The organism is Bradyrhizobium sp. 186, assembly GCF_023101685.1.
Lineage (GTDB): Bacteria > Pseudomonadota > Alphaproteobacteria > Rhizobiales > Xanthobacteraceae > Bradyrhizobium.
Window position 1 is genome coordinate 4,471,441 of the sequence record NZ_CP082164.1, and the last position, 18,212, is coordinate 4,489,652.

The window sequence follows — 18,212 nt, forward strand, 5'->3', positions numbered from 1 at the left end:
GAGCGAAGCCGTTGGGAATGCGTTGAGCGCAGACGCTAACGCAATTGCGGGGACATGGATGAATCTGCAAGCCGTTATGGCCGACATCGACAAGATGCTCGGCTGGATACCCTCGTGGTTTGTCGGTCTCGGCCTGATCGCCGGCGCGATCCTGCTCGCGCTGGTCCTCTATCGGATGGCGGTACGGCTACTCAATCGCGCCTTCGGAACCCGCCTCCCTCTTCTGGCCGTGTTCATCGACCGGACTGCCGGTCCGGCTCAGCTGGCGCTGTGTCTTGCCTCGGTCGCCCTGGTCTTGCCGCTTGCGCCTCTTGGCGAGACAATCCGTACGTCGCTACTGCGCCTGTTCGTCGTCGCCTTCATCGCCCTGATCGGATGGATTGCGATCAGGGTCGTGGACATGAGTGCGGCGCGCTATCTCCAGAACTTTCGCGACGTCGCTGAAAATTTCGTCGCGCGCAAGCATGTCACCCAGGTCCGCGCGTTCAAGCGCGTGACCGACACCATCATTGTCATCATCACGATCTCCACCGCGCTGATGACGTTCGACTCGGTAAGGCAATATGGCGTCAGCCTGTTCGCATCCGCCGGTGCCGCCGGTATCATCGTCGGTCTTGCCGCGCGGCCGCTGCTCAGCAACCTGATCGCGGGCTTGCAGATCGCGATCACCCAGCCGATCCGCATCGAGGATGCCGTGATCATCGAGAATGAGTGGGGCTGGGTGGAGGACATCGCCTCGACCTATGTGGTGATCCGGCTGTGGGACTGGCGCCGCATGGTGGTGCCGCTGTCCTACTTCATCGAAAGGCCGTTCCAGAACTGGACCCGCGATACGGCTTCCCTGATCGGTGTGATCGCGCTCCATGTCGACTACCGCGCCGACGTGCCGCGCATCCGGCGCTGGCTGGAGGGGGCGATCAAGGAATCCAGGCTCTGGGACGGCGCGGTGGTCAATCTCCAGGTGATCGATGCGGATTCACGCACCATCGAGCTTCGGGCACTCGTGAGCGCACGAAATGCGCCGCAATCCTGGGACCTGCGCTGCGAGATGAGGGAGAAGCTCGTCGCCTTCATTCGCGACGAGATGCCGGAAGCCCTGCCGCGAGAGCGCGCGATCCTGATCCCTTCGGGGGACGACGATGCCGACTTCTTGCGGCGTCCTGCGTCACCGAAAAGGATGCGCGCGAGCGCGCGCAATTGACGGAGTGGCGCTTCTTGGGAAAGGCGGCAGGTCCAGTTCGACCGATGGCTACTCGCGCGCGGCTTTGGTTGCCCCGCGCAGGCCGGCCTGCTGCTGGATCGTGTCGAGCGCTCCGGATGATTGCTCCTCCGCGACGAAGCGGTTGACGAGCGGAAGCGCGCTCTCGCGTCCTTTCGGGATCGCAATCGCCATGTGCTCCAGGCCCCAATTGCCGTCGAGAATTTGCGCGCCCGGCATCTGGTTGGACATTTCGAACAGCGTCGGCTTGTTGGTCGCGTAGAGATCGATCTCGCTACGGCCGAACATCGCGATGGCCACCTTGACGCTCTCAGCCGGAACGATGGTCGCGTTCCTGAATTTGGCCGGAAGGGTGCGCTCGGAGGTCGAGCCCTTGGTGACGCCGATCTTCACGCCGGGGCGGTCGATATCCTCGATCTTGCCGATTGGCGAGTTCGCCGGAACGAGATAGCCGAGCTCGATCGCCAGCACGGGCTGGCTGAAGCTGACCTCGTTGGCACGGGCCGGCGTGCCGTTTTGCCAACTCGCCGCCGAGATCGTAGCTCAGGCCGTGCGGCTTGCCGGCCGGGTCGGTCACCATCGAGGTCGGGCTGCCCGGATAGATGCCGACGCGCAAGGTGCCGTTGGGCGCCAACGTTCTTGCTTCGCCGTCAGCGCGGGCGGGCGGGCCGGATAGGCTGGCGACTACGACGGCGAGCAGGGTGGCGCACACGATGCGCCGCGGATGAGAAAGTGTCCTCATGTAAACAGCCCACCTCACTGCGCGCGGATGTCGGCGGCCTTCAGCACCGGCTCCCATTTGGTCGCCTCGGCGTGCATGTAGGCGTCGAAATCCTTTGCGGAGGAGCCGACCGGCGCGGCGCCGATCTTGCCGAGCGTCGACAGCACGTTCGGGTCCTGCAACGCCGCCTTGAAATCTGTTTCGAGCTTCGCCACGATCTCTGGCGGCATCTTTGCCGGGCCAAGCAGGCCCCACCAGACCGAGACGTCGTAGCCGGGCACGCCGGACTCTGCGACGGTCGGAACATTCGGCAGCGCCTTCGAGCGTTCGGCCGAAGTGACCGCGAGCGCGCGCACCGGGCCGCCTTCGAGCTGGCCGATCGCCTCCGCAAGCGGATTGATGCTGAGCGGGATCTCGCCGGCAATCACCGCGGTCAGCGCCGGCGCACCGCCCTTGTAGGGGATTGCGACAATCTTCGTGCCGGACATGTATTTCATTAGCTCCCCGGCAAGATGCGCCGAGGTGCCATTGCCGGACATGCCGTAGGAGAGCTTGTCCGGTTCCTTCTTCGCGGCGGCCAGGAGATCGCCGAGCGTCTTGTAAGGGCTGTCCTTGGCCACCACGATCGCGAGCGGTGAGGAGGCGACTTCAGTGATGGCAGTAAAATCCTTGAACGTGTCATAGGGCACGCTCGGATAGATGAACTGATTGAGCGGATGGCCGCTCGCGACCAGGATCAGCGTGTAGCCGTCGGGCGCGGCCTGCGTCAGCGCCTGCGAGGCGACGATGCCGCCGGCGCCAGGACGGTTGTCGATCACAGGCTGCTGGCCCCAAATCTTCGCCAGCGCCTGGCCCAGCGTGCGTGCGAGCACGTCAACGGCACCGCCGGCCGCATAGGGCACGAGGATGTGAACCGGCTTGCTCGGATAATTGTCCGCCTGCGCGACACTGCCCGCCAGCAGCAGACCGGCACCCAGCATCAAACGGCCGATCTTCTTGTTGAAACCCAGCATTTTCTTTGCACTCCACAAGGGCATTCGCGTCCTTGCCGCGGTTTTCCGAGGCAGTCCCGGATGTTGCCCATGGTTTTTGTTGACGGGACCTGATCTTTTGTACGATAGTACAAATAACATGGTACGCAAGCCCACCAGCAAGGAAACGGCCCGCAAGCCGAACATGCGCGAGGCGATCCTCGCCGCGGCCGAGGAGCTGTTCGCCACCAACGGCTTCAACGCCGTGTCGGTGCGCGACATCGCGCACGCCGCCGGCGCCAACCCCGGCAGCGTCACCTATCATTTCAAGACCAAGGACGGGCTGCTGCTGGAGATCTACCAGCGCCATTGCGGGCCGATGAATCTCCGCCGCTCCGAGCTGCTCGCCGCCGCCAAGCGTGTGCGCGATCTCCAGGACCGGCTGGAGGCGATCGTGCGCGCCTATGTCGTGCCGGCCTTCACCTCGGGCAGCGATCTCGCCGGCGGCGGGGCGCGCTTCACGCGGCTGCGCGCGGTGATGTCGGCGGAAGGCAACGAGGTCGCGCGAAAAATCATCGCACAGACTTTTGACGACACCAGCCACGCCTTCATCGATGCGATTCACGACAGCGTGCCGCACGTTCCGCGCACCGACATCGTCTGGCGCAGCCATTTCCTGCTCGGCGCGCTCTATTATTCGCTGGTGACGCCGGACCGTGTCTCGCGCCTGTCGCGCGGCGAGGCCGACGGCGGCGATGCCGCCAGTGCCATCGAGCAGTTGGTGCAGGCCACGGTCGCTGCATTCCAGGCGCCGGCGCTGGATCAGGCCTTGCCGGCCCGACGGCGGACGGTTGCAAGCAGCAAGACTTGAAAGAAACCGCCGAGGGGAGGCGCGTCAAGCGTTTCCGCTCGCAAGCGGACCATTCGACTGGGTGTTGAGGAAATGAACAGGCGAGACTGCTTGCATCTCTTGACGGGACTGGCCGGCGCTGCCTTGGCGAGCGAAGTACGCGCGCAGGCGGCCGAGCCGAAGGCAATTCCGACGATCGAGCCCCCCGACCCGAATCCGAAGACGCCTTCCTTCAAGCTGCCGCCGAAATCCTGCGACACCCACACTCACATCTTCGGGCCCGCAGCGCGCTATCCCTTTGCGCCGAACCGGCCCTACAACACGGCTGATGCACCACTGGAGGCGTTCCGCAGCGTTCACGAGAAGATCGGCGCAGAGCGCTGTGTGATCGTCAACGCCACCGTGCACGGCACCGACAATCGCGTCGTCACCGATGCCATCGCGCAGAGCGAAGGCGCCTATAAGGGCATCGCCAACGTCAACGACGAGATGTCCGAGAAGGAGCTCGCGGCGCTCGACAAGGGCGGCATCTGCGGCTGCCGCTTCGCGTTCCTCAAGCGCCTCGGCGGTGTCGGCGACATGGCGATGTTCCTGCGGATCGTTCGCCGCGTCGCCGAGCTGGGCTGGCACATTGATGTCTATTTCGAGCCGGGCACCGTCGCCGAATTCGCGCCCATCCTGACGGCACTGCCGACACGCTACGTGATCGATCATATGGGCACGGTGCAGGCGGGGAAGGGGCTCGACGATCCCGGCTTCACCGCCTTGCTGGACCTTCAGAAGAAGGACGAGAAGTGCTGGGTCAAGATCACGGGGCTCGAACGCGCGTCGGCGACTGGCAAGCCGTTCCATGACGCGGTGCCGTTCGCCAAGGCGTTGATCGACAACGCGCCCGATCGCGTCATCTGGGGCACCGACTGGCCGCATCCCAACGTCAAGATCATGCCCAATGACGGCGAGATCGTCGACCTGATCCCCCTCTACGCGCCCGATGCTGCGATCCGGCAGAAGCTGCTGGTCGACAATCCCGCGCGCCTGTTCAAGTTCACCTGATGACGATGATGTACACGCCCACCATTCCGCCCCCCGACCCGAACACGCGCACGCCGAAATTCAAGCTGCCGAAGCTGGCTTGCGACGCGCATTGCCATATCTTCGGGCCCGGCTTGAAATATCCGTATGCGCCGGATCGCTCCTACACGCCGCCTGACGCGCCGCTGGAGGATTTCAGGGCGCTGCACGCCAAGCTCGGCGTGGAGCGCGCCGTCATCGTCAATGCCAGCGTGCACGGCACCGACAACACGGTGGCACTCGATGCCATCGCGCAGAGCAACGGCGCCTACCGCGCGGTCGCCAACATCGACGACACCATCACCGAGCGCGAACTTCGGGATCTGCACGAAGGTGGCTTCCGTGGCTGCCGCTTCAATTTCGTCCGTCATCTCGGCGGCGTTCCCGACAAGCGGGAATTCGATCGCGTCATTGCGATGGTCGCTCCGCTCGGCTGGCATATCGACCTGCATTTCGATGCGATCGATCTGCCTGAGTATGCCGACATGCTGGCAAGGCTGCCGCTGAGCTACACCATCGATCATATGGGGCGGGTGAAGGCATCCGAGGGACTCGATCAGCTGCCGTTCAAGATTTTGATCGAGCTGATGCGGCGGGACGAGAAGTGCTGGGTCAAGATTTGCGGCTCCGAGCGGGTGTCCTCGGCCGGCCCGCCCTTTACTGACGCCGTGCCGTTCGCGCGAAAAATCGTCGAGACCGCGGTCGATCGCGTCATCTGGGGCACCGACTGGCCGCATCCCAACGTCAAGGTGATGCCGAATGACGGCGACCTCGTCGACCTGATCCCGCTGTTCGCGCCGGAGGCCGAGTTCCAGCAAAAGATCCTTGTCAGCAATCCGGCGCGCCTGTTTGGATTCGACGAATGACGGCGCTTACGATCGACAAGCCGCGCGGCCGCGCCTGGTGGAAGGAGCTCTGGATCCAGGTGCTCATCGCCATGGCGGTCGGCATCGCGCTTGGGATCGTCAATCCCGAGGCAGGCGCCAAGATGCAGCCGCTCGGCGACGCCTTCATCAAGGCGATCCGGATGCTGATCGCGCCGATCATATTCTGCACCGTCGTACACGGTATCGCGCATATGGCCGACATGGCGCGTGTGGGGCGCGTCGCCATCAAGGCAATCGTCTATTTCGAGATCATGACCACGATCGCACTGGTGATCGGCCTTATCGCGGTCAACGTGCTAAAGCCCGGCGTCGGCATGAACATCGATCCCGCCAGCATCAACGCCAGCGCGATCGAGCCTTACGTCAAGCAGACCGGTGCCATCGGCTTCGTGCCGTTCCTGATAAACATCGTGCCTGCCACCTTCATTGGCGCCTTTGCCGAGGGCAACATCCTCCAGGTCCTGTTCATTTCGGTGCTCTGCGGCTTCGCGCTGGTGCAGCTCGGGGAGCGGGCCGCGCCGTTGATCAATCTGATCGACATCGCCGCCAAAATGGTGTTCGCGATTGTCGGCTTCGTGATGTGGGTGGCGCCGATCGGCGCGTTCGGCGCCATCGCGTTTACGGTCGGCAAGTTCGGCGTCGGCTCTCTGGCCTCGCTCGGCAAGCTCCTGGGCGGCTTCTATCTCACTTGCGTGATCTTCATCATCGTGGCGCTCGGCCCGGTGGCGCGGCTCTGCGGCTTCAGCCTGCTCAAGCTGATCCGCTATATCTGGGAGGAGCTGTTGATCTGCATCGCCACGACCTCGTCGGAGACCGTGCTGCCGCGCATTCTATCGAAGCTTGAGAAGGCCGGCTGTGAGCGCAGCGTGGTCGGGCTGGTGATCCCGACCGGCTATTCCTTCAATCTCGACGGCACCTGCCTCTATCTCGCTGCGGCCTCGGTGTTCCTGGCGCAGGCGACCAACACGCCGCTCGGGCTCGCCGAGCAGATCGAGCTGCTGCTGATCCTGCTCGTGACCTCCAAGGGCGCGGCGGGAATCGCAGGTGCTGCCTTTGTCGTGCTGGCGGCGACGCTGTCGGCCACCGGCACGATTCCGGTGACGAGCGTCGCGCTGGTGCTCGGCATCCATCGCCTGATGTCGCAGGGACTGACACCGACCAATTTGATCGGGAACGCGGTGGCGACGATTGCGATTGCCAAATGGGAAGGCGCACTCGACGGCGACCGCCTGAGGCGTGTGCTTGATGGCGAGGAACCCGCGGTCGCCGCGGCCTGATGAACTTGCTTCCTGCGTGACGCAGGGAGCCTATGATGCTTACGAATGAGAGAGGGGAGTTTGTCCCATGAAAACGGGTCTCGTGATCACCGCCCACCCGGGTGACTTCGTCTGGCGCGCCGGCGGAGCCATCGCGCAGCACGCGAAGAAGGGCTACCGCATGAAGATCGTCTGCATGTCCTTCGGCGAGCGTGGCGAGAGCCAGTTTGCCTGGAAGGAATCAGGCGCAACGCTGGAGTCGGTCAAGGCCGGCCGCAAGGACGAGGCGGAGCAGGCGGCCAAGCTCTTGGGCGCCGAGATCGAATTCTTCGACTGTGGCGATTATCCGCTGAAGCTCACTGAAGAGCATTTCGACCGCATGGTCGACATCTACCGCGAGCTCAATCCGAGCTTTGTGCTGACGCACGCGCTGGAGGATCCCTATAATTTCGACCATCCGAACGCGGCGCATTTCGCGCAGGAGACCCGCGTGGTCGCTCAGGCCATGGGCCACAAGCCCGGCGCGCAGTACAAATATTCGGCACCGCCGGTGTTCCTGTTCGAGCCGCACCAGCCGGAGATGTGCAATTTCAAGCCGAACCTGATCCTCAAGATCGATGAGGTCTGGAAGGAGAAGTACGAGGCGTTCCAGATCCTCGCGGCGCAAAAGCACCTCTGGGGCTATTACGAGCGCGTTGCGCTCAACCGCGGCATCCAGGGCAGCCGCAACACCGGCGTGCCCATGACTTATGGCGAGGCCTATCAGCGTCTGTTCCCGACCGTCGAGGAGGTGCTGGCATGAAGCCGGTTGTCGTTCGCAACATCAAGCGCGCCGATCCCGCCGGAATGGCGGAGTACGGCGTCTCGACCGTGCACGAGGCTTATGGGCGCATCGGACTGATGAAGCCTTACCTGCGGCCGGTCTGGCCGGGCGCGGCGATCGCGGGCCCCGCGGTGACCGTGCTGGCGCAGCCCGGCGACAACTGGATGATCCATGTCGCGGTCGAGCAGTGCAGGAAGGGCGACATTCTCGTCGTCGGCTGCACGACCGACAATACCGACGGCATGTTCGGCGAGTTGCTCGCCACTTCGCTTCAGGCGCGCGGCGTGCAGGGGCTGATCATCGATGCCGGCTGCCGCGACGTCAAAGCGCTGCACGAGATGAACTTTCCGGTGTGGTCGCGCGCGGTCTCGGCCAAGGGGACGGTCAAGGCCACACTCGGCTCGGTCAACGTTCCAGTGGTCTGCGCCGGCGTCAATGTCGATCCCGGCGATATCATCGTGGCGGATGACGACGGCGTCGTGGTGGTCCCGAAGCGCTACGCCGCGGAAGTCGCCGAGAAGGCGAAGAAGCGCAACGCCGACGAAGACGGCAAGCGCAAGCGGCTTGGTTCGGGCGAGCTCGGGCTGGACATGTACAGCATGCGCGAGGCGCTGGCGAAGGCGGGGCTCATCTATGTCGACAATCCCGAGGATGCCTGAACGGCGAAAGAAGAGAAGCGGAGCGGGCGGATGGATCGTCTCAAGCTGCGGGCCGTGTTCGGCAGTCACCCCCATGTCCAGGCGGTGAAGACCGGCGAGCTCCGCTCCCACCGCTTCGATCTCGAGTTCATCGAGTACACGCCGACCAACACGGCGTTCAAGCCGATGGTGCGCGAGCAGGCATTCGACGTCTGCGAAATGGCGATCGTCACCTATCTGATGGCGAAGGCCCACGGCAAGCCGCTGGTGCTGCTGCCGGCGACCATGCTCGGCCGCTTCCAGCATGCTTACGCGCTGTATAATCCCGAGCACGGGACGCTCGGGCCTTCCGATCTCGAAGGCAGGCGCGTTGGCATCCGCTCGTTCACGACGACGACAGGCGCCTGGATCAGGGGCATCCTGGCCAATGACTATGGCGTCAATCTCGACAAGATACGCTGGGTCACGTTCGAGGACCCGCACGTCGCCGAATATGTCGACACCACCGAGCGCGCGCCGAAGGACAAGAAGGTCTTGCAGATGTTGATCGACGGCGAGCTCGACGCCGTCCTCGGCGAGACCTCGGTCGATGTGCGCCTGAAACCGCTGTTCCCCGATCCGGCCGCGGAAGCCGCCAAATGGTACGGCCGCCGCGGCGTCGTCCCCGTCAACCATCTCGTGGTCGTGACCGAACGGCTCGCAAAATCACATCCCGACGTGGTCGCAGGCGTCTATGATCTCCTCAAGCGAAATAAGATGCAGGTGGGACCCGCGGCCTCACCCGATCTCATTCCCTTCGGAATAGAGGCGAACAGGAAGCCTCTGGAGCTGATCGTCGACTACGCATTCCAGCAGGCGCTGATCCCGCGCCGTTATGCAGTCGAGGAGCTCTTCGACGACACCACGCGAGGACTGAACTGATGGCGGGCGATCCCAGGCGATGGCAGATCGGTCTGATCGGCTATGGCGAGGTCGGCAGGATTTTGGCCGAGGACCTGCGGCAGCAGGACATCAAGGTCGCGGCCTATGACATCAAGCTCGGAGGCGAGCAGGGCGCTTCTCTGAAAGAGCACGCTGCCAAATTCGGCGTTGCGCTGGCCGCCTCTCACGCCGAGCTGACCGCGAAATCCGACTTCATCGTCTCCGCGGTCACAGCCAGCCAGGCCGTGCCGGTGGCCAAGGCCTGCGCTGATACGATCAACCAGGGCACCTGGTTCCTGGATTTCAATTCGGCTTCGCCCGGCGCCAAGCAGCGTGCTGCGGCGCTGATCGACGGCGCCGGTGGCCGCTATGTCGAAGGCGCGGTGATGACCTCGGTGCCGCCCTATCGCATCAAGGTGCCGCTCTTGCTTGGCGGTCCCGGCGCGAAGGAGCTCGAGCCGCTTCTGAATGCAATCGGCTTTGCGGCCAAGGTTGCCAGCGACAAGCTCGGTGTGTCGTCGGCCGTGAAGATGTGCCGCAGCATCATGATCAAGGGTCTGGAGGCCATGGTCATCGAAAGTTTTACGACCGCGCGCGCCTATGGCGTCGAGGATGCGGTGCTGGCTTCGCTCGCGGAGACGTTTCCCAGCATCAACTGGGAGAAGCAGGGCGCGTATTTTTTCCAGCGCGTGATCGAGCACGGCCGGCGCCGTGCCGAGGAGGTGCGCGAGGTCGCCGAGACCGTGCGCGAGGCGGGGTTGACGCCATGGTCGGCGCAAGGCACGGCCGAGCGGCAGGCCTGGGTGGCCGATCTCGCCGATGAAGGCCTGTTCGGCACCAAAGGCACGAAGGAGTTTGCCCGCAGCGCCGATTGGCGCATCGAGGCGGACCGCATCCTGGCGAAAATCAAGCGTGAGGGATGACGACGCGCGCCTTGCCTGACTCGGACGGCGGAAACAGGACGGCTTGATGCCGTTCGAAGATCTTCCGGCCGTTCTTGAATCCCATCAGGATATCAGGCAGCGCCGCGATGGCTAAACGGCTGTCGTGCGTATCGAGCACGACGAGATCGGCGGGGTTGCCGACCTTGATGCCATAGTTGGTCAGGTTCATCAGCCGCGCCGGCAACTCGGTCACGAGATCGAGGCAGGTGTCGAAGTCGGCGACGGAGGCGTGCGCGACATTGGCATAGAAATTCGCCATTCGCAGCAGCGAGGCGTCGCCGAACGGCGTAAAGGGATTGAGTACGTTGTTGGTCGCGACCGAGCATACGACACCGTCGTCGGCGAGCTTGTGTGCGAGCGTCAATCCGCGCGGCGCGTTTTGGGTGGCCTCGCGCCCCATCAGATAGAGATCGGTTGCGGGCAGCACGGTGACGGCGACGCCGGCTTTCGCCAGTTGCGCGGTGGCCGCTTTCAGCCGTTCTGGCGGCAGCGCGGAGAGTTTCGTGGCGTGGCCGATCGCGACGCGCCCCTGATAGTTGCGCTGCTTGGTCTGCCGGCAGACTTCGTCAAGATGCCACCAGGACGGATCGAGATCGAAGTCGAGATGAAGATCGACGTCGACGTCGAATTCTCGCGCGAGATCGAAGATGCGTTCGAGATGCGCGTTCGGATCAGTGTCCATGTAGGGACAGCCGCCGATCGCCTCGCCGCCGTCGCGCAGCGCTTGTACCAGCAGCTCCTCGCTGCCGGGATCGTTGGTGAGTCCTTCCTGCGGAAAAACGCAGAGCGAGAGATCGATCGCCCAGGCATAGTCGCGCTTCAGCGCCTTGACTGCCTCGAAGCCGCGCAAGCCGATCCGCGGATCGATCTCCACATGGGTGCGCATGCGTGTCGTGCCGTGCACGATCGCCCGTTCAAGCACCCGGGCGCCGCGCGCATAGATATCCTCGACCGTGAAGTCGCGCTTCATCGCCGCGACGGCGCGGATGGCCTCCGAGACGCTGCCATGATTGTGCCCGCAGCGGCCGAGCAGGCACGCCTTGTCGAGATGGATGTGGGTGTCGACGAAGCCGGGCAGGGCCAGCCGGCCGGCGACGTCGATCTCGACGCCATCGCAGACAAGCGTGGGCTCGATCGCGGCAATGCGGCCGCCTTTCACGCCAATATCGACGGGTGCGGCGGATGATCGCAACAGCGTGTTGCGGAAGATCAGGTCGAAGGTGGGCTGGGTGGTCATGGCGCCGATTCAGGTGAGCTGGTGTAACGAAAGCCGCCGCTTCCGGCAGCTCCAGATTGTAGTGCTAACCCCAAATTGTTCAAAGAATGTGCATGCAATTTGGGGGGCGGATTGTAGAATCTCGAGATTCCGGAGAATCCGTCATGTCCGCCCCCGCAAAAGCCGAAGCTCGTCCGATGACCGACGCCGAGATCGTGGAAGCCTATCTCACGGCTTCGATGATACCCGATCCCGATGCCGCGGCGGCATACATGAAGCCGGGGACGGTGATCACATTTACCGGGGGGCGTGAGTTCGATCATCCGCGCGGGCCGACGGGCTTCAACGCCAAGCGCTATCGCTCGGTCAAGAAGAAGATGGATCGGTTCGACGTCTGCCCGGGCGCGGACGAGACCGTTGTCTACAGCGTCGGCACGCTCTATGGCGAGTGGATGGACGGCACGCCGTTCGAGGGCAACCGTTATGTCGATCGCTTCGTCGTCAGGGGTGGCCAGATCGTGAAGATGGACGTCTGGAACGACAGCGCCGAGCGAATCCTGGTTCAGCGTGGCATCGAGGCTTAACGCAGGATCGGATGTGACAGCCTTTGTCGGACCGACTGTCGGGCTGGCTCGAGCAACAGCTCACCTGCGAATAGTGCCCCGTGCTGTGGCGCATATAAAAACGCGATAGCTGATAGACGGAACCTGGTCTGGCGATCGTTCCACCTTTGAGCTATCAGGTCCGCGACCGCGCCCCGACACGGCGGCGCAGTCGATGCCCCAAAGGAGCCACTGATGCGTCTTCCCACCGTTCTCTTGGCCGTCACATGTCTTGCGGGCGCAGCCTCGGCCGAAGACCTGTCGGGCACCCTCCAGAAGGTCAAGGAGACGAAGAAGATCACGCTGGGCTATCAGGAGGCGTCCGTTCCCTTCAGCTATCTGGACGGAAACCAGAAGCCGGTCGGCTTCGCCATGGATATCTGCCTCAAGATCGTGGACGCCGTGAAGCAGCAGCTCGGGATGCCCGACATTGCGGTTGACTATATCGCGGTGACGTCGTCGAACCGCATCCCCCTGATGGTCAACGGTACGCTCGATCTGCATTGCTCGGCGACCACCAACAACGCCGATCGCCAGAAGCAAGTCGCCTTCACCAACACGCATTTCCTCAGCGCGACGCGATTTGCGGCCAAGAAGGCCGCAAAGATCAACACCATAGACGATCTCAAAGGCAAGTCGGTCACGGCGGTGGCGGGATCGGTCAACCTGACGCAACTCGCCAAGGTCAACACCGAGCGCAATCTCGGCATCAACGTGATGCCGGCCAAGGATCAGGCCGAGGCCTTCCTGTTGCTCGAGACCGATCGTGCACAGGCCTATGCGCTTGACGACGTCCAGCTTGCGGTCGCGATTGCGCGATCAAAGGAGCCGGGCCTGTTCATGATCAGCGAGGAGACTTTTTCGAAGCCGGAGCCCTACGGGATCATGCTGCGCAGGGAGGACGCGCCGTTCAAGGCGCTCGCCGATCGCGCCACGGCCGAGCTCTACGCGAGCCCGGATGTCGAGGTTCTCTACAAGAAGTGGTTGCAATCGCCGACGCCGCCTAACGGCCTCAACTACAACGTCCCGATCTCGCCGTCCCTGCGCAACGCCTTCAAGAAGCCGAGCTCAAGCTTCGATCCCGACGTGTACTTGGTGAATTGAGGCGAGGGCTATCGCGCCCGCGGCGTGTCAAGCAGTCGTCCGGCGAACGCCGCGCCGATCGCTGCGATCGCGGCCATTGCCAGTGCCCACACGACGAACAACCGATGGCCGATCAGCGCGCCGCTCACCAGCGGGGCGCTGATATTTGCGCCCGACATCAGCGACTGGTTGAGACCCATGATCATGCCCTGGCGGTTGATCGCGGTCGAGCGCGACAGTTCCGCCGTCAGCGTGCTGCGGGCGAACATGGTGCCGACGATGATCAGTGTTAGGTAGATCGCGAGCAGGCTGATATTGTCGCCGGCCGCAAGCCCTGCAAACCCGAGACCCATGCAGGCGAACGCCGCCATCACGATGCTGCGGTCGGAAGCAACGAGGTTTGCGCGCGTGATCAAAAGACCCTGGACGACCATGTTGATGAAGCCGGCATAGGCGAACATCCAGCCGAGCTCACGTGCGCCGAAAGCATGCCCGTCCCAGGAGAACCGCGCCGTCAGGAACAGGCCGATCTGCGACAGGAACATCGAGTTGACGAAGAAGAAGACGATGAGCAGGCCGAGCAGCCTCCAGGCGTAGCGCATGCCGAGCAAGCTGCGGGTCAGCGTCGGCTCCGGCACGCGGTGCTGGTAGAGCGGCTCGGACGCCGGATGGTCAGGCTGGAGCAGGGCGACCGTCGCAAGGATGCTGACCAACGAGAGTGCGGCCGCAGCCCATATCGGTGCGGTCGGGCCGTAATGGACGAGAAAGCTTGAGAGTGCGGGTCCGAGCAGGAGTCCGGTTCCGATCGCGCCGCTGGTCATGCCGAGCGCCTGCTTGCGGGTCGCCGGCGCGCTATGCTCGGTGGCATAGGCATGAGCGACCGAGATGTTGCCCGACGTCAAGCCGTCGATGATGCGCGCCAGGAACACCAGTGTCAGGTTGTCTGCGACCGCAAGCAGGAGGAATCCGACGAGGGTTCCGATCTGGCTGACGACCAACACTTTCCTGCGGCCGTAGCGGTCCGAGAGGATGCCGACCACGGGACCGGCGATGAGCTGGCAGACGGCATAGACCGAAATCAGGGCGCCGATCAGGAACGGTGTGGCGCCGAGCCGCTGCGAATAAAAGGGCAGGAGCGGCAGGATGATCCCCATCCCCGTGGCGTCCACGGCCACGACGACGAAGGTCGGGACGAGCGTTAGTGTGCTGTCGCCCGCCATCGCCTCCCGTACTTCGGTCGTGGAACCCGGTGCCATCTGCGTTGTCCTCGTTCGCATTTTCGTGATTGCCGGCAATATGCCAGGCTATATAGTCGCAGACTAATAGTTCGTGTCCTATCTAATTTGCATGGCTCCCTCGCAGGCTCACATCCACGCCGAAATCGGCCGGCTCATCGCGCGCCTGGCCCGCATCTGGCGCCGCGAGTCGGATCAGGCGCTGTCCGATCACGGCCTGTCCTATGCGACCGCGATTCCGCTGCTGGTGCTGTCGCGCCAGGGCGAGAATGTCCGCCAGGGCGTGCTCGCCGACGAACTCGGGATCGAAGGGCCGTCGCTGGTCCGGTTGATCGATCTGCTCCAGGCCGAGGGGCTGGTGGAGCGCCGCGAGGACCCGACCGATCGCCGTGCCAAAACGCTACATCTGACGAAGGCGGGCGAGACCAAGGTCGAGGAGACCAACAGGGTGCTGCGCCGGGTGCGGGCGAGCCTGCTGAAGGATATCGGGCCGGAGGAACTTGCGGTAACCTTCGAGACGCTCCAGCGCATCGAGCAGCGGGCGTGCCGCCTGCATGACGCCAAGACTGGTCCAGAGGCGAAATAGCCATGCGGGCCGAAGAGCCGTTTCTGGTCCGCCATGCGGATCTCGTTTTCGCTTTGAAGACGTTTGCCGCGTCGATGCTGGCGCTCGTCATCGCGCTCGCAATGGACCTGCCGCGGCCCTATTGGGCGATGGCGACGGTCTACATCACTTCCCAGCCGCTGGCAGGCGCGACCAGCTCGAAGGCGTTCTTCCGTGTCATGGGCACGCTGGCCGGCGCGATCATGACGGTCGCACTGGTGCCCAATCTTGTCGAAGCGCCGGAACTGCTGTGCCTCGCGATCGCGCTCTGGGTCGGGCTTTGCCTCTATCTGTCGCTGCTCGACGGCACGCCGCGCAGCTACGTCTTCATGCTGGCCGGATACACGGTCGCGCTGATCGGCTTCCCCTCTGTGTCCGAGCCCGGCGCCATCTTCGACACAGCGGTTGCGCGGGTGGAGGAAATTTCGCTTGGCATCATCTGCGCCAGCCTGGTCTCGACGATCGTTTTCCCCCGCAGCGTCGCGCCAGCGGTCGCCAACCGCGTCGATGCCTGGCTGTCGGATGCGCGCCGCCTCAGCCAGGTCGTGCTGCTGCGTGAGGGCACCAATGAAACGCGCCGCGCCAGGCGACTCAAGCTTGCGACCGACATCGTCGAGATCGACACGCTCTCCGCGCATCTCGCCTACGACCGGCTGACGGATAGCAATGCCGTGAGCGGCCTCGGCGAAATCCGGCTGCGCATGCTGATGTTGCTGCCGGTGATCGCCTCGCTCGAGGACCGGCTGGCTGCGCTGGGCGAGGAGGCGTTGCGGCGGCAGCCCGAGCTGAAGCGGCTTCTGGAAGACCTGGCGCAATGGATCGTGAGCGAAGTCGGCGCGCGGCAGCCGGCCGAGCGGATCCGCGCCATGATCGCGGAGCGGCAGGCGATCCTCGACGACAGCGCCTCCTGGGAGCGGATCATCACCACGAGCCTGTTGTCACGACTGCGCGAGCTCGTCGACCTCTCGCGCGACTGTCGCGCACTGACCGAGGCGATTGCCGAAAGCCGCAATGTTCCGACCCTCGATCTGGCCTTCCATTCCGAAGCCGGCGCCGCACCCGTGCGCCACAGGGATCGCGGCCTTGCGCTGTGGTCGGCGGCCGGCGCAGCCGTCGCCATTCTGATCTGCTGCGCGTTCTGGATCGGCACCGGTTGGCCGGACGGCGCGTCGGCGCCGATGATGGCGGCGGTCGCCTGTTCGTTCTTCGCCGCCCAGGACGAACCCGCACGTTTCATCCGCAGTTTTGGATTGTGGTCGCTCGTCGCCATCGTGGTGGTCGCAGTCTATTTGTTCGCGCTGGTGCCTGCGATCTCACATCTCGAGGTGCTGGTCGTCGCGCTGGCGCCGACCTTCCTGCTCTATGGCTTCCTGATCGCGCGGCCGGCAACGGCGGGGACGGGCATGGCGCTCGCGGCCAACACGGCGACGCTGCTCGCGCTGCAATCGACCTACAGCGCGGACTTCGCGTCCTACGCCAATTCCGCTGTCGCCTTCTTCGTCGGCGTCGTCGTCGCCGAGCTTGTGACGCGAATCGCGCGCGGCGTCGGCGCGGAGTGGATCGCCAATCGCCTGGTGCTGTCGAGCTGGAAGACGCTCGCGGTCGCTGCCGAACGTCGCGGTAAGCGCGATCGTGCCGAATTCGCAGGTCTCATGCTGCACCGGCTCGGGCTTTTGGTGCAGCGTATTGCCTTCCTCTCGGAGAGCGATCGGCGCGACGCCGACAGCCTCGTCCAGCTTCGCATTGGCTTGAACATCATCGATCTGCGCCGGGCGCGCTATGGACTCGCGGCGTCGACCATTCACGTCATCGACGACATGCTCGATCAGCTTGCTGCGGTCTGCCGCAGATACACGGGTGGTGCGATGCCGGCCGAACTGCTCGCGCGCGTTGATGCGGCGCTCGCCAAGGCCGTCAAGGACCCGAACGACCAGGCGCGGGAGGATGCCCTGGTCGGGCTTGTCGGGATCCGCCGCGGTCTGTTCCCGCAGGCGCCCGCCTATCGGGCAGGTGCAGAAGAGGGAATTGCCGCATGAGATATCAGATCGACATTTACGGTGTGCTCGTGCCGGCGCTGCTCTTGTGGATCATCGTTGCTTACGCCATGAGCGCGCTGCTTCGCCGGCTGATGCAGCGCTTCGACCTCTACCGGCTGGTCTGGCACCGCGCGCTGTTCGATTTTGCGATCTTCGTCTGTCTCTTGGGCGTCGTCGTCTATCTCTCGGAGTATCTCGCATGAAAGGGAATTTTGCCTGGCTTGGCCGCCTCGCATTGACCTTCATTACCGTCGCCCTGGCGCTCGCCGTCGGCCGCGAGCTTTGGGTCTATTACATGGAGCAACCCTGGACGCGGGACGGGCGGGTTCGCGCCGACGTGGTCCAGGTCGCGCCCGACGTGTCGGGCTTCGTGACCGAGGTGCTGGTCAAGGACAACCAGAAGGTCCATCGCGGCGACGTGCTGTTCCGGATCGATCGCGAACGCTTCGCGCTGGCGCTGCGGCAGGCCGACGCTTCGGTGGCCGGTCATCAGGCAACCCTCGATCAGGCCAATGCCGATTTGAAGCGCTACAGCGCGCTGACGACCGACGCGGTATCCCAGCAGAAGCAGGAGCAGGTTCTGGCCACCCAGCTCCAGGCCAAGGCGGCCTTTGATCAGGCCGTCGCCGACCGGGCGGTCGCGCAGCTCAACCTCGATCGCAGCGAGGTCCACGCCTCCGTGAACGGCGTGATCACCAACATGGATTTGCGGCCCGGCGCGTACGTCACGGCGGGCAAGGGCGTGATGGCGCTCGTCGACACCGACACACTGCATGTAGAGGGCTATTTCGAAGAGACAAAACTCGCGCGCATCCGCATCGGCGACAAGGTTCAGATCCGCCTGATGGGTGATCCGGCGCGGCTCACCGGCCGCGTCGAGAGCATCGCCGCCGGCATCGAGGACCGCGACCGTGCCGAAGGCGCGAGCCTGCTAGCCAACGTCAACCCGACCTTCAGCTGGGTGCGCCTCGCTCAGCGCGTCCCCGTGCGCATTGCGCTGGATCCCGTCCCCGACAACATGTCGCTGGTTGCGGGACGCTCGGCGACGGTGGAGGTGTTGAATTAGAAGCGAGTCACGCTGCGCATTGCTGCGCCCTCTCCCCCTGTGGGAGAGGGCAGCTCTGCTGGCTGACAC

General features: G+C 64.1%; 19 protein-coding genes. 15 read left to right on the forward strand and 4 right to left on the reverse strand.

Going from position 1 to position 18,212, the window contains the following annotated elements:
- Nucleotides 1-58: 58 nt before the first annotated feature.
- Nucleotides 59-1,201, forward strand: a complete 1,143-nt coding sequence (locus IVB18_RS21325; protein ID WP_247990926.1) for a mechanosensitive ion channel domain-containing protein — start codon at nucleotides 59-61, stop codon at nucleotides 1,199-1,201.
- A 48-nt stretch (nucleotides 1,202-1,249) separates the two neighbouring features.
- Here IVB18_RS21325 and IVB18_RS21330 read toward each other — a convergent pair whose 3' ends face one another.
- Together IVB18_RS21330 and IVB18_RS21335 are read right to left on the reverse strand one after the other, a co-directional pair.
- Entirely contained in the window at nucleotides 1,250-1,690 is a 441-nt protein-coding gene (locus IVB18_RS21330) for a transporter substrate-binding domain-containing protein (RefSeq protein WP_247990927.1), read from the reverse strand.
- A 285-nt stretch (nucleotides 1,691-1,975) separates the two neighbouring features.
- Nucleotides 1,976-2,953 carry a tripartite tricarboxylate transporter substrate binding protein gene (locus IVB18_RS21335; protein ID WP_247990928.1) on the reverse strand — a complete coding sequence of 326 codons (978 nt, stop codon included), beginning with the start codon at nucleotides 2,951-2,953 and terminating at the stop codon, nucleotides 1,976-1,978.
- A 118-nt stretch (nucleotides 2,954-3,071) separates the two neighbouring features.
- Here IVB18_RS21335 and IVB18_RS21340 point away from each other — a divergent pair, with 118 nt between their 5' ends.
- The 8 genes from IVB18_RS21340 (at nucleotide 3,072) to IVB18_RS21375 (ending at nucleotide 10,280) form a co-directional block, all read left to right on the forward strand.
- Complete coding sequence (locus IVB18_RS21340; RefSeq protein ID WP_247990929.1) at nucleotides 3,072-3,782, forward strand: TetR family transcriptional regulator; 711 nt, start codon at nucleotides 3,072-3,074, stop codon at nucleotides 3,780-3,782.
- 72 nt (nucleotides 3,783-3,854) lie between these two features.
- Complete coding sequence (locus IVB18_RS21345; RefSeq protein ID WP_247990930.1) at nucleotides 3,855-4,814, forward strand: amidohydrolase family protein; 960 nt, start codon at nucleotides 3,855-3,857, stop codon at nucleotides 4,812-4,814.
- Entirely contained in the window at nucleotides 4,814-5,698 is an 885-nt protein-coding gene (locus IVB18_RS21350; protein ID WP_247990931.1) for an amidohydrolase family protein, read from the forward strand. Before IVB18_RS21345 ends, IVB18_RS21350 begins: the two co-directional genes overlap by 1 nt.
- Nucleotides 5,695-6,996 carry a C4-dicarboxylate transporter DctA gene (gene dctA / locus IVB18_RS21355; protein ID WP_247990932.1) on the forward strand — a complete coding sequence of 434 codons (1,302 nt, stop codon included), beginning with the start codon at nucleotides 5,695-5,697 and terminating at the stop codon, nucleotides 6,994-6,996. Before IVB18_RS21350 ends, dctA begins: the two co-directional genes overlap by 4 nt.
- Before the next feature lie 67 nt (nucleotides 6,997-7,063).
- Nucleotides 7,064-7,777 carry a PIG-L deacetylase family protein gene (locus IVB18_RS21360; protein ID WP_247990933.1) on the forward strand — a complete coding sequence of 238 codons (714 nt, stop codon included), beginning with the start codon at nucleotides 7,064-7,066 and terminating at the stop codon, nucleotides 7,775-7,777.
- Nucleotides 7,774-8,457: a 4-carboxy-4-hydroxy-2-oxoadipate aldolase/oxaloacetate decarboxylase gene (locus IVB18_RS21365; protein WP_247990934.1), complete on the forward strand. Its 684-nt coding sequence runs from the start codon at nucleotides 7,774-7,776 to the stop codon at nucleotides 8,455-8,457. Before IVB18_RS21360 ends, IVB18_RS21365 begins: the two co-directional genes overlap by 4 nt.
- A gap of 30 nt (nucleotides 8,458-8,487) precedes the next feature.
- The gene (locus IVB18_RS21370) at nucleotides 8,488-9,357 is read left to right on the forward strand and encodes a hypothetical protein (protein WP_247990935.1); all 870 of its coding nucleotides are present in this window, start codon (nucleotides 8,488-8,490) and stop codon (nucleotides 9,355-9,357) included.
- The gene (locus tag IVB18_RS21375) at nucleotides 9,357-10,280 is read left to right on the forward strand and encodes a DUF1932 domain-containing protein (RefSeq protein ID WP_247990936.1); all 924 of its coding nucleotides are present in this window, start codon (nucleotides 9,357-9,359) and stop codon (nucleotides 10,278-10,280) included. The genes IVB18_RS21370 and IVB18_RS21375 overlap by 1 nt, the downstream gene beginning before the upstream one ends.
- Here IVB18_RS21375 and IVB18_RS21380 read toward each other — a convergent pair.
- Complete coding sequence (locus IVB18_RS21380; RefSeq protein ID WP_247990937.1) at nucleotides 10,264-11,538, reverse strand: amidohydrolase family protein; 1,275 nt, start codon at nucleotides 11,536-11,538, stop codon at nucleotides 10,264-10,266. The genes IVB18_RS21375 and IVB18_RS21380 overlap by 17 nt on opposite strands.
- Nucleotides 11,539-11,681: 143 nt before the next feature.
- Between IVB18_RS21380 and IVB18_RS21385 the strand changes: the two genes are divergently transcribed.
- Together IVB18_RS21385 and IVB18_RS21390 are read left to right on the forward strand one after the other, a co-directional pair.
- Entirely contained in the window at nucleotides 11,682-12,101 is a 420-nt protein-coding gene (locus IVB18_RS21385; RefSeq protein WP_247990938.1) for a nuclear transport factor 2 family protein, read from the forward strand.
- 213 nt (nucleotides 12,102-12,314) lie between these two features.
- A complete protein-coding gene (locus IVB18_RS21390) occupies nucleotides 12,315-13,223 on the forward strand; it encodes an amino acid ABC transporter substrate-binding protein (RefSeq protein ID WP_247990939.1) in 909 nt (302 codons plus the stop codon).
- 8 nt (nucleotides 13,224-13,231) lie between these two features.
- On the opposite strand, the gene IVB18_RS21395 is transcribed toward IVB18_RS21390, so the two are convergent.
- Entirely contained in the window at nucleotides 13,232-14,458 is a 1,227-nt protein-coding gene (locus IVB18_RS21395) for an MFS transporter (protein ID WP_247990940.1), read from the reverse strand.
- Nucleotides 14,459-14,549: 91 nt separating this feature from the next.
- On the opposite strand from IVB18_RS21395, the gene IVB18_RS21400 reads away from it, so the two are divergent.
- The 4 genes from IVB18_RS21400 to IVB18_RS21415 are packed head-to-tail and all read left to right on the forward strand — an operon-like array spanning nucleotide 14,550 to nucleotide 18,143.
- Nucleotides 14,550-15,023: a MarR family transcriptional regulator gene (locus tag IVB18_RS21400; protein ID WP_247991691.1), complete on the forward strand. Its 474-nt coding sequence runs from the start codon at nucleotides 14,550-14,552 to the stop codon at nucleotides 15,021-15,023.
- Nucleotides 15,024-15,025: 2 nt separating this feature from the next.
- Nucleotides 15,026-17,077, forward strand: a complete 2,052-nt coding sequence (locus IVB18_RS21405; protein ID WP_247990941.1) for an FUSC family protein — start codon at nucleotides 15,026-15,028, stop codon at nucleotides 17,075-17,077.
- Entirely contained in the window at nucleotides 17,074-17,280 is a 207-nt protein-coding gene (locus IVB18_RS21410) for a DUF1656 domain-containing protein (RefSeq protein WP_247990942.1), read from the forward strand. The genes IVB18_RS21405 and IVB18_RS21410 overlap by 4 nt, the downstream gene beginning before the upstream one ends.
- Complete coding sequence (locus tag IVB18_RS21415) at nucleotides 17,277-18,143, forward strand: HlyD family secretion protein (protein ID WP_247990943.1); 867 nt, start codon at nucleotides 17,277-17,279, stop codon at nucleotides 18,141-18,143. The genes IVB18_RS21410 and IVB18_RS21415 overlap by 4 nt, the downstream gene beginning before the upstream one ends.
- Nucleotides 18,144-18,212 lie beyond the last annotated feature (69 nt).